At 72.1% G+C, this 12,828-nt stretch carries 14 protein-coding genes; 9 read left to right on the forward strand and 5 right to left on the reverse strand.

Going from position 1 to position 12,828, the window contains the following annotated elements; translation table 11 throughout:
• Positions 1 to 13: 13 nt before the first annotated feature.
• Positions 14 to 628: a methyltransferase domain-containing protein gene (locus C1I99_RS04435; RefSeq protein WP_111132855.1), complete on the reverse strand. Its 615-nt coding sequence runs from the start codon at positions 626 to 628 to the stop codon at positions 14 to 16.
• A gap of 438 nt (positions 629 to 1,066) precedes the next feature.
• Between C1I99_RS04435 and C1I99_RS04440 the strand changes: the two genes are divergently transcribed.
• The 3 genes from C1I99_RS04440 to C1I99_RS04450 are packed head-to-tail and all read left to right on the forward strand — an operon-like array spanning position 1,067 to position 4,253.
• Positions 1,067 to 2,104 (forward strand): zinc-binding dehydrogenase, encoded by a 1,038-nt coding sequence (locus C1I99_RS04440; RefSeq protein WP_111132856.1) that lies wholly within the window; start codon positions 1,067 to 1,069, stop codon positions 2,102 to 2,104.
• A complete protein-coding gene (locus tag C1I99_RS04445; protein ID WP_111132857.1) occupies positions 2,104 to 2,925 on the forward strand; it encodes a sugar phosphate isomerase/epimerase family protein in 822 nt (273 codons plus the stop codon). The genes C1I99_RS04440 and C1I99_RS04445 overlap by 1 nt, the downstream gene beginning before the upstream one ends.
• Positions 2,922 to 4,253, forward strand: coding sequence for an MGH1-like glycoside hydrolase domain-containing protein (locus C1I99_RS04450; protein WP_111132858.1), 1,332 nt, complete (start codon positions 2,922 to 2,924; stop codon positions 4,251 to 4,253). Before C1I99_RS04445 ends, C1I99_RS04450 begins: the two co-directional genes overlap by 4 nt.
• Before the next feature lie 90 nt (positions 4,254 to 4,343).
• Here C1I99_RS04450 and C1I99_RS04455 read toward each other — a convergent pair whose 3' ends face one another.
• Positions 4,344 to 4,694, reverse strand: coding sequence for an ArsR/SmtB family transcription factor (locus tag C1I99_RS04455; protein WP_111132869.1), 351 nt, complete (start codon positions 4,692 to 4,694; stop codon positions 4,344 to 4,346).
• A 62-nt stretch (positions 4,695 to 4,756) separates the two neighbouring features.
• On the opposite strand from C1I99_RS04455, the gene C1I99_RS04460 reads away from it, so the two are divergent.
• Positions 4,757 to 5,878, forward strand: coding sequence for a flavin-containing monooxygenase (locus tag C1I99_RS04460; RefSeq protein WP_199561942.1), 1,122 nt, complete (start codon positions 4,757 to 4,759; stop codon positions 5,876 to 5,878).
• Positions 5,879 to 5,967: 89 nt separating this feature from the next.
• Here C1I99_RS04460 and C1I99_RS04465 read toward each other — a convergent pair whose 3' ends face one another.
• On the reverse strand, positions 5,968 to 6,345 hold the full coding sequence (locus C1I99_RS04465) for an ArsR/SmtB family transcription factor (RefSeq protein ID WP_111132860.1): 378 nt from the start codon (positions 6,343 to 6,345) through the stop codon (positions 5,968 to 5,970).
• Between the two features lie 150 nt (positions 6,346 to 6,495).
• Here C1I99_RS04465 and C1I99_RS04470 point away from each other — a divergent pair, with 150 nt between their 5' ends.
• The 5 genes from C1I99_RS04470 to C1I99_RS04490 all read left to right on the forward strand — a co-directional run bounded on the left by C1I99_RS04470 (position 6,496) and on the right by C1I99_RS04490 (position 10,804).
• On the forward strand, positions 6,496 to 6,852 hold the full coding sequence (locus C1I99_RS04470; RefSeq protein ID WP_111132870.1) for an ArsR/SmtB family transcription factor: 357 nt from the start codon (positions 6,496 to 6,498) through the stop codon (positions 6,850 to 6,852).
• The gene (locus C1I99_RS04475) at positions 6,852 to 7,349 is read left to right on the forward strand and encodes a GNAT family N-acetyltransferase (RefSeq protein ID WP_111132871.1); all 498 of its coding nucleotides are present in this window, start codon (positions 6,852 to 6,854) and stop codon (positions 7,347 to 7,349) included. Before C1I99_RS04470 ends, C1I99_RS04475 begins: the two co-directional genes overlap by 1 nt.
• Before the next feature lie 74 nt (positions 7,350 to 7,423).
• Entirely contained in the window at positions 7,424 to 8,836 is a 1,413-nt protein-coding gene (locus C1I99_RS04480; RefSeq protein ID WP_111132861.1) for an FAD-dependent oxidoreductase, read from the forward strand.
• Positions 8,836 to 10,089, forward strand: a complete 1,254-nt coding sequence (locus C1I99_RS04485; protein WP_111132862.1) for an MFS transporter — start codon at positions 8,836 to 8,838, stop codon at positions 10,087 to 10,089. The genes C1I99_RS04480 and C1I99_RS04485 overlap by 1 nt, the downstream gene beginning before the upstream one ends.
• Before the next feature lie 265 nt (positions 10,090 to 10,354).
• Positions 10,355 to 10,804, forward strand: a complete 450-nt coding sequence (locus C1I99_RS04490; protein WP_111132863.1) for a hypothetical protein — start codon at positions 10,355 to 10,357, stop codon at positions 10,802 to 10,804.
• A 116-nt stretch (positions 10,805 to 10,920) separates the two neighbouring features.
• Here the strand turns inward: C1I99_RS04490 and C1I99_RS04495 are convergent, their stop codons facing one another.
• Positions 10,921 to 12,267, reverse strand: coding sequence for a glycosyltransferase (locus tag C1I99_RS04495; protein WP_158553963.1), 1,347 nt, complete (start codon positions 12,265 to 12,267; stop codon positions 10,921 to 10,923).
• Between the two features lie 296 nt (positions 12,268 to 12,563).
• Positions 12,564 to 12,828, reverse strand: a 265-nt coding sequence (locus C1I99_RS04500) for an oligopeptide/dipeptide ABC transporter ATP-binding protein (RefSeq protein WP_325049189.1), incomplete at its 5' end; no start/stop codon positions are given.

Genomic DNA, 12,828 nt, shown 5'->3' on the forward strand with positions numbered 1-12,828 from the left:
AACCACGGGGGCGTCAGGGCAGCCGGGCCACGGTGACGAACTCGTTGTAGGTGAAGAGCCGGCCGAACGCGCGGGGGAACGGGAACGAGTACTGCCGCTCGACGGTCAGGCCGAGATCCCGGCACGCCTCCGCCGCCTCGGCGAACCCGACGAACCGCACGTGCGACGCGTCGCTGGCGTAGCCGCGCTCCTGCGGCGTGATGAAGACCGCCCGGCCGCCGGAGCGGACGAACGGCAGGTACGACGCGACCACCTCGCGGCCCTGCTCGGCCGGCATGTGTTCGAGCAGATGCGCGGCGAGCATCGAGTCGAAGGCGTCCGGGCGCGCGTGCGGGGAGCGGAAGAACTCCTCGGTGGTGTACGCCTCGAAGCCGGCGGCCCGGGTGGCCGCCACGGAGGTGGGGTTGTGGTCCACCCCGACGCCGGCGCCACCAAGGTTGGCCAGGTTGCGCCCGAGGCCCGACCCGACGTCCAGGGTGCGGCCCAGCCGGAGCCGGCGCAGGTTCCACCGGTACGGCGCCTGCACGTCGAGCAGTCTCTTCCACCGGGTGCCACCGAGCCGCTGCAATCGCCGCGTGTAGTCCTCGCCCGCGGTGCCCGTGGGGCTGTCATGCCTTGTCTTCCTCATCGCCGGCCCCCTTGCCTGCGCTGGATACGGAAGGTCGTGATACATCGCGTCCGGCCCGCCCGAAGCAGGTCGGCTGTCTGTTCCCCCGTGTCCGCCGCAAGCGGCTCCGTCCGACGCTACGGCCTCCGCCGCCGGACGGCAGCGTTACTGAGCAGGCGGTTCGCACGGTGACCGGACGGTGGACGGGCAGTGCCGGGACGCCCCGGCCGCCGGTTGGTCAGCCCTGCCCCGCGCCGCCATGACGGCGACGAGCGGGATCGCGATGACGATCGACGGGAACGGCCAGACCTGGCGAGCATCCGCTTCGGAGGCGTCGACAGGGTGGGGGCACTCCTCCCGAAGGGGTGCATGACGGATTCAGCACTTCGATCTATCAATGACAAGACATATAACGATTTTTTACCTACACTGGAACCCAGTGCTACCGGGATGTGACTCATGGTCAACTGGGTTGTCTCTCTGGCCGGGCCCCGACGGATCAGTCTCGAACCCTGCCCCCCGGATCCGCTCGGGCCTGGCCGGGTCCGCGTCCGCATCTGCTACTCCGGCATCTCGGCCGGCACCGAGCTGACCCTCTACCGGGGCAGCAACCCCCGGCTCCGCAAGGACTGGGACGACGCCACCCGGATGTTCGTGCCCCGGCAGACCGCCGTGCCGTACCCGCTGGTCGGCTTCGGCTACGAAGAGGTCGGCGAGATCGTCGAGGTGGCGCCCGACGTGACCGGCCGGGGGCTTGGGCAGGTCGTCTGGGGCATCTGGGGGCACCGCGCCGAGGCCGTCCTGCCCGCCGACGCGGTGCACCCGCTGCCGGCCGGGCTCGACCCCCTCGCGGCGGTCTTCGCCCGGCCGGGCGCGATCGCGCTCACCGCGGTGCTCGCCGGCGACCTGCACCTCGGCGACTGGGTCGGGGTCTTCGGGCAGGGCGTCATCGGGCTGCTCGCCACCCGGCTCGCCGTGCTCTCCGGCGCCCGGGTGGTGGCGGTCGACCGGGTGCCCGGCCGGCTGGCGCACGCCGCTCGCCTCGGCGCCCGGCTGGTCGTCGACGTCACCACCGACTCGGCCGCGGCGGCGCTGCATACCGCCACCGCCGGCCGGGGCGCGGACGTCTGCCTGGAACTCTCCGGGGCGTACCCGGCGCTGCACGAGGCGATCCGGGCCACCACCCACGCCGGTCGCGTCGTGGCCGCCGGCTTCTACCAGGGCCCGGCCGACGGGCTCGGCCTGGGCGAGGAGTTCCACCACAACCGCATCCAGCTGGTGGCGGCTCAGGTCTCCGGGCCGGCGCCGGCGCCCGGCCTGGCCGGCCGGTGGACCGGTGCCCGCGTCGCACACACCTTCATGGACCTGGTGGCCGAGGGCAGTGTCGATCCGCTGCCGCTGGTGAGCCACGTCGTCGACGCCAGCGCGGTGGCCGACGCGCTGGCGCTGCTCGACCGCGGTGCCGGTGATGTTCTGCAAGTCGTGTTGAGGTTCTGATGACCATCCCCCTGGCCTGTCAGGAGCAACTCCTGCCGGGCAGCGACCTGATCCAGAAGTATGCCCTGGCCACCGCCCTCGGCTACCACGCGATCGAGCTGCGCGGCCGGGGTGACCTCGCGTTCGCCCGCCGGCTGCCCGAGCTGCGTCGAGCCCGCGCCGCCGGGGTGGTGCTGCCCACCGTCTGCGTCGAGATGGACCACTTCATCGGCGACTTCGACCCGGTACGCTCCCGCGACGCGGTGCGCAACCTGCGCTCCCAGCTGTCGGTGATCGCCGAACTCGGCGGGGTCGGCGCGATGACCCCGGCGGCGTGGGGGATGTTCTCCCGCCGGCTGCCACCGTTCGAGCCGCCCCGCACCCCGGCCGGCGACCGGCAGGTGCTCGTTGACGCCCTCGGCGAGCTGGGCGAGCACGCCCGCGCCGAGGGGGTCGTCCTCTTCCTGGAACCGCTGAACCGATACGAGGACCACATGGTGAACCGGCTCGACCAGGCGGTGGCCCTCTGCGCGGCCGTCGGGCTGCCCTCGGTCCGGGTGGTCGCCGACACCTTCCACATGAACATCGAGGAGGACGATCCGCACCGGGCGCTGCGGGCCGCCGCGCCGTACCTCGGGCACGTCCAGGTCAGCGACTCCAACCGGTACCAGCCGGGCGCCGGCCACCTCGACTGGCCGGCGATCATCCGGACCCTGCTGGAGATCGACTACCGGGGGTGGCTCGCGCTGGAGTGCCGGCTGCGCGGCGACCCGGTCCGGGCCCTGCAGCAGGCCGCCACGGTGCTGCGGCACGCCCTGCCCCGCCCGCGGGCGGTGGCGTGAGCCGCGGCGACACGGGGGGCGGCCCGCGGGCCACCGCGGAGCTGTGGCAGGTGGCCGTCGCCACCCTCGACGGCAACTGGGAACACGACCACACGGTGCCGTCGCGCACCCTCTACCCGCACCAGTGGAGCTGGGACTCGGCGTTCATCGCGATCGGCTGGGCCCACGTCCGCCCCGAGCGCGCCTGGCGGGAGCTGGAGAGCCTGTTCCGGGCGCAGTGGGCGGACGGGCGGGTGCCGCACATCGTCTTCAACCCGGCACTGCGGGGCGCGGCGTACTTCCCGGGACCGGAGTTCTGGAACTCCTCGATCGCCGACGGCGCCCCGGACGCCGCCACCTCCGGGCTGGTCCAGCCGCCGGTGCACGCGCTCGCGGCCTGGCGGGCGTACCGGCGCTTCCCCTCCGACGCCGCGCGGGCGGCGCTGGGCCGGCTCTACCCCCGGCTGGTTGCCCAGCAGCGCTACCTCGCCACCTGTCGGGACGTCGGCGGGGGCGGGCTCGCCTGTCTGGTGCACCCGTGGGAGTCCGGGCTGGACAACAGCCCCGCCTGGGACGCTCCGCTGGCGGCGGTGCCCGCCGACGCGGCGGTCATGCGCGCGTACCGCCGGCAGGACACCGCGCGCGTCGACGCGGCGCACCGCCCCACGGACCTCGACTACGCGCGCTACCTGGCGATCGTGGCGTCCTATCGGGACGGCCGCTACCGGGACGAGGCCCTGGCCGGGCGGCACCCGTTCCTGGTGGAGTGCCCGCTGGTCAACGCCGCCAGGGGGGTCGCCGAGCACGCGCTGGCGAGCATCGCGGAGGTGGTCGGCGCCGACCCCGGCCCGCACCGGGAGCGGGCGGCGCGGATCACCGCGGCCCTGGTGCGCCGGCTGTACGACCCGGCCACCGGCACCTTTCAGCCCCGGGACCTGCGCACCGACCGGTTGATCCCGGCCCGGACGGTGCTCGGCCTGGCCCCGCTGATCCTGCCCGACCTACCCCGGCGGCAGGCGGGGACGGTGGTGGTCGAGGCGTGCTCGGCGCGGTTCGGGCTGGCCCGCCGGATGCACCGGCCGCTGCCCAGCCACGACCGCACCGCGCCCGACTTCGAGCCGCTGCGCTACTGGCGCGGGCCGAGCTGGATGAACATCAACTGGCTGCTGCGGCAAGGGCTGCTCAGCCACGGCCGTCCGGAGCTGGCGGAAGGGCTGCGGAACTCGATGATCGAGCTGGTGGCCCGGGCCGGGTGTCACGAGTACTTCCACCCGGACACCGGGGCGGGGCTGGGCTCGCCGGCGTTCGGCTGGACCGCCGCGCTCCTGCTCGACGTGCTCGCCGACTGACGGCGGCTCACGCCCGTCGCGGCGGGGGCCGTCGCACCGCAGGGCGGCCAGATCCGGGGAGGTGCTCCGCGGCGCCGCTACCGCCGTGGGTCAGCAGCAGGTCGCCAGGTAGGACTGCAGATCGGCCAGTGCCGCGAGGACCCCGGCGCGGTCCGCCCGGTAGTAGACGGTCTTCCCGTCGCGCCGCGATGTCACCACCCGTCCCCGTCGTAGCAGCGTCAGCTGTTGCGACGCGGTGGCCTGGCTGATCCCGACGCGCTCCGCCACCTCGCCGACCGACAACTCGGCGCCCTGGGCGAACAGCATCATGATCCGTTGCCGGGTCGGGCTACCCAGCGCCTTGAGGAACTCCTGCGTCGGTGGCGCCAGCCCGGCAGGAGTGCCGACGGGATCCGCGGCCGGGGGGGTCGGTCCCGGCCGTCCGGGTGTCGCCTGGGTCATGCTCTCACCCTTCCGCACCACCATCATATTGTCATTCAACAAAATGACGATATTATGGTGAGGTGGCTCCTCGAACCGAACCCGTGATCATCGTCGGCGGCGGCCAGGCCGGCCTCACCGCCGCTCGGGCCGCGCTGGCCGCCGGCCTGCGTCCGGTCGTCCTGCACGCCGGTGCGGAGCCGGTCGGCTCCTGGCCGGACTACTACGACAGCCTTACCCTGTTCTCGCCCGCCCGGTACTGCTCCCTGCCCGGCATGGTGTTCGACGGGGGAGAGGCCGACCGTTACCCGGCGCGCGACGAGGTCGTCACGTACCTGCGTCACTACGCCAAGAGCATCGACGCCGACATCCGCACCCGGGCCCGGGTCGCCGCCGTACAGCCACGACCGGACGGGGGCTTCCTCGTCCGCACCGACACCGGCGAGGAGGTGTCGGCGGCGGGTGTCGTGGCTGCCAGCGGCTCATTCGGAAACCCGTACCTGCCACCCCTGCCCGGCCGGGACGGCTTCGCCGGCGAGCTGCGGCACGTCGCCCACTACCGTCGACCCGAGCCGTACGCCGGCAAGCGCGTCGTGGTCGTGGGTGCCGGCAACTCCGCCGTCCAGGTCGCGCACGAGATCGCCCCGCACGCCACGGTCACCCTCGCCACCCGGGCTCCCATCCAGTTCGTGCCACAGCGGATCCGCGGCCGGGACGTGCACCACTGGCTTCGCGTCACCGGCGTGGACCGCCTGCCCCGCTCGGTGCTCGCCCGCCTCGTCCGGCACGCCGCCGTGCTCGACACCGGTGTCTATCGGGACGCCATCGCCACCGGACTGGTGGACCGCCGGGACATGTTCACCGCCCTGACCCCCGACGGCGTGATCTGGGCCGACGGCAGCGCCGAACCGGTCGATGCGGTGATCCTCGCCACCGGCTACCGTCCCGATCTCGGGTACCTGGCCCCACTCGGCGCGCTAAAGCGGGGAGTGCCGCGGCACGCGGCTGGCGTCTCCACGACCCATCCCGGCCTCGGCTACCTGGGGTTGGAGTTCCAACGGACCTTCTCGTCGAACACCCTGCGCGGGGTCGGACGCGACGCCACCCACGTCATCACCGCCCTCGCCGCGCAGCTGTCAGGCGGGGGGTGGCGGCATCGGCGGGCCCGCGACACGGCGCACCGGTCTGATGCGGTGCGGCACTGACGGCGGGACCTGTCGCCGCCGGCGGGGGGTGGGGTGCCAGCGGAGCCGACCCGGGCGTACGAGCAGGCGGTGGCGGACGAGCCGAGGGGCTAGGAGGTGGTGGTCGGCTCGACGGCCAGTAGCGTCGCGAGCTGCCGCAGGATCGCCGGACGAGCCCGGTAGTAGACCCAGGTGCCGCGCCGCTCCGCGTCGACCAGCCCAACCTCGCGCAGCGTCCGGAGGTGGTGCGAGATGGTGGGGCCGGTCAGGTCGAAGGCGGGGGTGAGGTCGCAGACGCACGCCTCGCCACCCTCGGCCGAGGCGATCATCGACATCAGCTGCAGCCGCACCGGGTCGCCGAGGGCCTTGAACGCGGGCGCGAGCACCGCGGCGGTCTCGGCCGGGACCCGACGCTGCGCCAGTGGCTGGCAGCAGGGTGTGTCGGAGTTCAGGTCCAGTACCGTGCGCGACGCCGCTTGCTTCGACATGACTCTAGGTTGACACCTCTCTAATCAGCGTGCAAGTCTCTGGTTAGACGGGCGTCAAGACAGGGTTCATCGGAGGGGCGGGGTCGTCGTGTGCGGCCGTGACCGCTAGAATTCGATCGTCAATCGGCGATTAACGATAGAGGAGTGACGGTGGGTGAACTGCTCGACCGGGACACGGCGCAGACGTACGCGTCGTGGTTCCGGGCCCTGGCCGATCCGAGCCGGGTGCAGATCGTCGAGTACCTGGCCCGGCACGCCCGGCCGATGAGCGTCGGCGAGATCGTCGCTGCGGCCGGCCTGGCGCAGTCCACCGTCTCGCAGCACCTGAAGATCCTCACCGAGGTGCGGTTCGTGCTCGTGGAGCCGCTCGGCACCGCCCGCCTCTACCGCATCAACGACGCCTGTGTCGGCTGCTTCCCCTCCGCCGCCGACGTCGTCATGGGTCGCCCGGCCCCGAACCCGAACCCGAACCCGAACCCGAACCCGAACCCGAACGGAGCATGCTGATGGCCGACCTCACCGTCCGACCCATGACGACCGACGACGCCGGCCGGGTCCTGGCGATCTACCAGGCCGGCCTGGACGGGGGCGACGCCAGCTTCGAGACCGTCGCACCGACCTGGCCGGCGTTCGACGCCGGCAAGCTGCCTGGGCACCGCTTCGTGGCCGTCGACGGCGACGGCGCCGTGCTCGGCTGGGTCGCCGTCTCCCCGACCTCGACCCGGGCGGTGTACGCCGGCGTGGTCGAGCACTCCATCTACGTCGACACCGCCGCCCGAGGACGGGGGGTGGCACGGCTGCTGCTGGACGCCCTGATCGAATCGACCGAGGCGGCCGGGATCTGGACCATCCAGTCCGGTGTCTTCCCGGAGAACGCCGCCAGCCTCGCCCTGCACCAACGAGCGGGATTCCGCGTCATCGGCGTTCGCGAGCGGGTCGGCCGGCACCACGGCCGGTGGCGCGACGTGGTGCTGGTGGAGCGCCGGAGCCCTGTCATCAGCTGACCCGTCCGGGTCCGCCGGTCGGGGCCGTTCTGCACCTTCTTGATTCGACAATTGTCAACATAGAGGAGTACCCGATGAGCGAGCTTCCCGTCGTTGTGATCGGTGCCGGTCCGGTCGGCCTGGCTGCTGCCGCGCACCTGTGCGAGCGTGGTCTTCCCTTCACCGTCCTTGAGGCCGGGGACACCGCCGGCGCGGCCGTCCGGCAGTGGGGGCATGTGCGGGTGTTCTCCCCGTGGCGGTACGACGTCGACGCCGCCGCCCGCCGGCTGCTCGACGACGCCGGTTGGGTCGCCCCCGATCCGGAGGCCCTGCCCACCGGCGCCGAACTCGCCGGTGACTACCTTCAGCCGCTGGCGGAGCTGCCGCAGCTGAAGCCGCATGTGCGCTACGGCGTCCGGGTCGAGGCGATCAGCCGGCTCGGGTTGGACCGGCTGCGTACCACCGGGCGTGACCAGGCCCCCTTTCTGGTTCGCCTTGCTGACGGCGGCGAGGTGCTCGCCCGGGCGGTGATCGACGCTTCGGGCACCTGGGGCACGCCGAACGTGCTCGGCGCCTCGGGCCTGCCCGCCCGTGGCGAGCGAGCGGTCGCAGCGTTCGTGGAGCACGCGCTGCCGGACGTGCTCGGTGTGGACCGGGACCGGTTCGCCGGCCGGCACACCCTGGTGGTCGGGGCCGGCCACTCCGCCGCCAACACCCTGCTCGCCCTCGCCGAGTTGGCTGCCGCCGCTCCTCGCACGGAGGTGACCTGGGCGATCCGGTCCGCGTCGCCGGCGCGCAGCTACGGCGGTGGCGAGGCCGACGCCCTGCCGGCCCGCGGCGCTCTCGGCTCCCGGCTGCGGGGACACGTCGACGCCGGCCGGATCCGGTTGCTCACCGGCTTCTCGGTGCACGCCCTCACCCCGGCCGACGGCCGCGTGGCGGTGGTGGTCCGCCACGCCGACGGGGGAGAGGAGTCGATCGTGGTGGACCGGGTTGTCGCCGCGACCGGTTTCCGCCCCGACCACTCCATCGCCGCCGAGCTCCGCCTGGACCTGGATCCGATCATGGGCGCCACCCGTGCCCTGGCGCCGCTGATCGACCCCAACGAGCACTCCTGCGGCACCGTCCCCCCGCACGGCGTGGACGAGCTGTCCCACCCGGAGGTCGGCTACTACGCCGTCGGCATGAAGAGCTACGGCCGGGCGCCCACCTTCCTCATGGCCACCGGGTACGAGCAGGTCCGCTCCGTCGTCGCCGCCCTCGCCGGGGACTGGGACGGCGCCCGCGACGTCCAGCTCGACCTGCCCGAGACCGGCGTGTGCTCCAGCAGCCCGGACGACTCCATCAGCGGCGAAAGCTGCTGCGGACCCGCCCCGGCCGCCCAGCCCGCCGGCCGGGGGCTGGCGACCGGTGTCTCCGGGGGCCTGCTCTCCGCTCCGCTGAACCTGGTCACCCTCGGCGCCGCCGCCCCCAGCGGCGGCCAAACCGTCGGCTGCTGCGGCAGCTGATGCCCGTCACCGCGGCGGTGCCCGTCGACCCGGCGGTCGGCGGGCACCGCATCACCCACGCCCGGCGAGTGGTCGCCGCCCTCGCCGTCACCCAAACCGTCGGCTACGGCACCCTCTACTACGCCTACGCCGTCCTGCTGGGCCCGATGGCCGGCGCCCTCGGCACCTCCACGACGGTCGTGACCGGCGCGCTGACCGCCTCCGTCCTCGCCGGCGCGCTCATGGCCATCCCCGTCGGCCGCTGGCTGGACCGCCACGGCGGCCACGCGCTCATGACCGCCGGCTCCCTCGCCGCCACCGCCCTGGTCCTGGCATGGTCCCAGATCCACACCGTCTGGCAGCTCTACGCGGTCATGATCGCCATCGGCGTCACCGGCGCGATGGTCCTCTACCAGGCCGCCTTCGCCGTCATCGTCACCTGGTTCACCCCGCCGCGCCGAGACACCGCCCTGCTCACCGTCACCATCGTCGCCGGCTTCGCCAGCAGCATCTTCCTCCCCCTGACCGCGCTGCTCGTCGAACACCTCACCTGGCGTACGGCCCTGATCGTCCTCGCCGCGATCCACGGACTGACCACCGTGCCGCTGCACGCCGCCATCATCCGCAAACCACCCCGAGTATCCACTCGCCGCCGACCAGCGCAGCGCCGGGTGACGGCCCGCACGGCCACCCGAGACGGCCGATTCTGGATCCTCGTCGTTACCTTGGTCGCGCACGGCGCCGCTACCAGCACAATGGTCGTTCACCTGGTCGGCTACCTGACCAGCCGGGGGCACCCCGCGACTTTCGCCGCGACCGTCACCGGTCTGCTCGGTGTCCTGTCCGTCACCGGCCGGATCGTCCTCACCGGCGCTCGGCGACTTGCCCCGACGACCACCGTGGTCGCGGTGATCTTCGCGATCCAGGCTCTCGCCGCCGTATGCCTTCCCGTGCTCGCCGCGAACAGAGCCGGCGCCGTGGTCGCCGTCGTCGCGTTCGGCCTCGGCTTCGGTGTGTCCAGCCTCGCCGCGCCCGCACTGCTCGTCGACCGCTACGGCACCACCGCCTACGCGAGCATCGCCGGCATGCTGGCCCTGCCCGTCACCCTGGCCAAAGCGACCGCACCGCTGGCCGCAGCAGCCCTCCTCGCCGCCGCCGGCGGATACCGGCCAATGATCGTCGCGGTCGCCGCGTGCTGCGCCCTCGCGGCGACCGGCATGCTCCTGCGCGCCGCAAAACCGCATGCGGTAGCTCAGCCCGGAGACGCCACCTGACGGATCCTCCCACCCTTGCGCCAGCAACGGCACCACCGCGCACCTCACCGCCAGCCCGACACCTCGGTCGCTGGGGCATCGACATCACTCTGGCTACCGCCCTCGCTCCTCGGCGTCGTCGCGGCCCGAGGCGTAGGCCGGTCCCCGTGCTAGCCGCCGGCGTACCCGGGGCCGGCGCTGCCAGCGGAACGGCAGGTCCGCCCCGCACGGATCCAGTACTGTCGCAAGCTGTTTCACCCCGCTGGCGGTGGGTAGGCCCGCTTCCATGCGACATGTTCTCCGCGGAATGCTCGCTGGCGCCGCCGGAACCAGCGCCCTCAACATCGTCACCTACCTGGACATGACGCTGCGGGCCCGCCCCGCGAGCCAGACGCCGGAGCAGAGCGTCGACCGCCTTGCCGGAAAGCTACACGTCACCCTTGGTGACGAGCAGGCCGCCGCCAACCGACGCGCCGGGCTCGGCCCACTGCTCGGTTACGCCACCGGCCTTGGCGCTGCCGCGCTGTACGCCGTCGTGGCATCCGAACGGCCCCGGTGGGCCACCGCCGTCGGTGCGCTCACCGCAGCGGCGATGATCGGCTCGAACATGCCCCTGACCCTGCTCAAGGTCACCGACCCTCGGACATGGAGCGCCACCGACTGGGCCTCGGACGTGATACCGCACCTCGCCTACGGCGCGGTGGCCGCGACCACCTACCGGGCTCTGCGGGCGTGACTGTCGCTGCCGTTTCGGCGGCGGCTCCGTCCGTAACCGCTCGGACAGTCGCCCGCGGTGATCATCGCCCGTCATGACGACGACGCCGGCGAGCCGGCGAGGACCACCTTCGAAGTTCATCTTGGGCCCCTGTCCGTTGTCGCTGCGGCTGTACGCCCTGTCGGATCGACGCCGGTGTGGGATGACGGGGCGGACAGCGCGGCCTCCCAATCCGGGCCGAGATCATGCCCGGGCAGGTCCTGGCCCGGTACGGTTGCCGCCGGCGCCTCGGCCACCGTCTCCTCCACCAATCCGGACAGGGGTGCTGTGGCTTCCAGTGGCAGAGCGTCGAAGCTTCTGCGGTACTTGTCGGTGGCGAGTACCTGGATGACGGCCTCATCTATCCGATCGACGAGGTCAGCGTTCAACAACCGCTTCGACTTTTCTTTGTCGATGCTGTCGTCGGTCACGACGCCGATGCCGATGCCCAAGTCGTCGGCCCGTTGCGCCACCAGTATCTGATCGCCGAAGAACGGTACGACCACCATCGGAACCTGTAGCAGGATGGCTTCGTGGAAGCTGTTGCTGCCGCCGTGCGTCACGAACACGTCAGCTCTGCTCAGGACCTCCTGCTGGTCGACCTTGTCGTGCACCGCCCAGTTGGGTGGATAGTGGTCCAGCACCGTCTTGCCCTGCGTGGCGAAGACCACCTGGATCGGGTCCGATTTCCACCGCTGCGCCAGCGCGGCGACGCAGGTCCGGACGCCGACCCGGGTGGCTTCCTGGGTCAGCCAGAGGTTGTCCATCACCTCGGTTCCGAATGAGAGGTACACCGTCGGGGGACCGACCGGCCCCTCTGCTCGGCGGTATCCGTCGGAGAGGTAGCCGGCGAATCTGTATGTCGCGTCCTCCCGGTTGTGCCGGAAGTCGGCCGGCGTCACGGCGGGGTACGACCAGAGCAGGTTCACCTCCGCCGGGATGTGCAGGCAGTTGGAGATGATCTCGAGCCCGGGTTGGCAGATGTCGAGGCTGAACCGTTGTTGTATCGACTGGATGGCGCGCTGGTTGACCGCGGAGGACAGGTTCGCGGCAAGGTAGGCGCAGTGGGTGAACGGTCCCATCAGTCCCGGGATCGAGCACCAGGACGGGATGCCCAGGATCCGGGCAACGAAGTGGCCTTCCAACGCGCAGAAGTCGTAGATGATCAGGTCGGGGTCGAAGGACCGGGCCACGCGCACGCAATCGTCGAGTAACGCGTCGACCCGCTGGAAGACCTGCGATGCGGGCGTGTTCAGGAACTGCCGAGACCGTTCCAGCGTGACGACCCGGTGGGTGACGTCGCTGAGGTCAGGCGGGGTGTTCCGGCGGTCGACGAGCACCAGTTGGAAGTCGTACGCGGCCTGATGCTGGCGGATCATTCGCTTGAGGATGTTCAGGTGACCGTCATTCGGAATAGTGAAGACCATGATCTTCTTCGCCGGCATCAGACCCGTACCTCTCGCGACTGGACTGGTATCCGACCGGGCCCTCGAGCCGAGGCGTGCGCTGGTGGATCGGCAGATCAGGCCTTGTCCCGTTCCCGATCCGATCCTGAGGCGGGTTCGGGTTCGGCCGCAGGAAAATCGGGCCAACCTGGGGCAAGGGGTGTCTACGTGACAGATGAGGCCGAGTGCACCAAGTGGCGTACCGACCATCCACGGCCGCCACGGGTAAACGCGATCGCGGATTGGTCACCGGTCCCGGCGAGCAGTTCGGCGGGGATTCGGCAACGCGGGATCCCCTACCTGGGGGCGTCCGACCGCATCTGCCGTACCGCATCGCCGGCGAACAGACAGGCCGCCCGGTGGCCGGGGTCGACCTCGGCGAGCAGTGGGTCAGTCCGGGCGCAGTCGGGCCGGGCCTGTGGGCAGCGGGTGCGGAACCGGCAGCCGTCGGGCGGGTCCACCGGGCTGGGGATGTCACCGGTGAGGATGATCCGCCGCCGGTGCCGCTCGACCTGCGGGTCGGCCACCGGGACGGCCGACAGGAGGGCGGCGGTGTACGGG

The organism is Micromonospora deserti (assembly GCF_003236335.1).
GTDB classification, from domain to species: Bacteria; Actinomycetota; Actinomycetes; order Mycobacteriales; family Micromonosporaceae; genus Micromonospora; species Micromonospora deserti.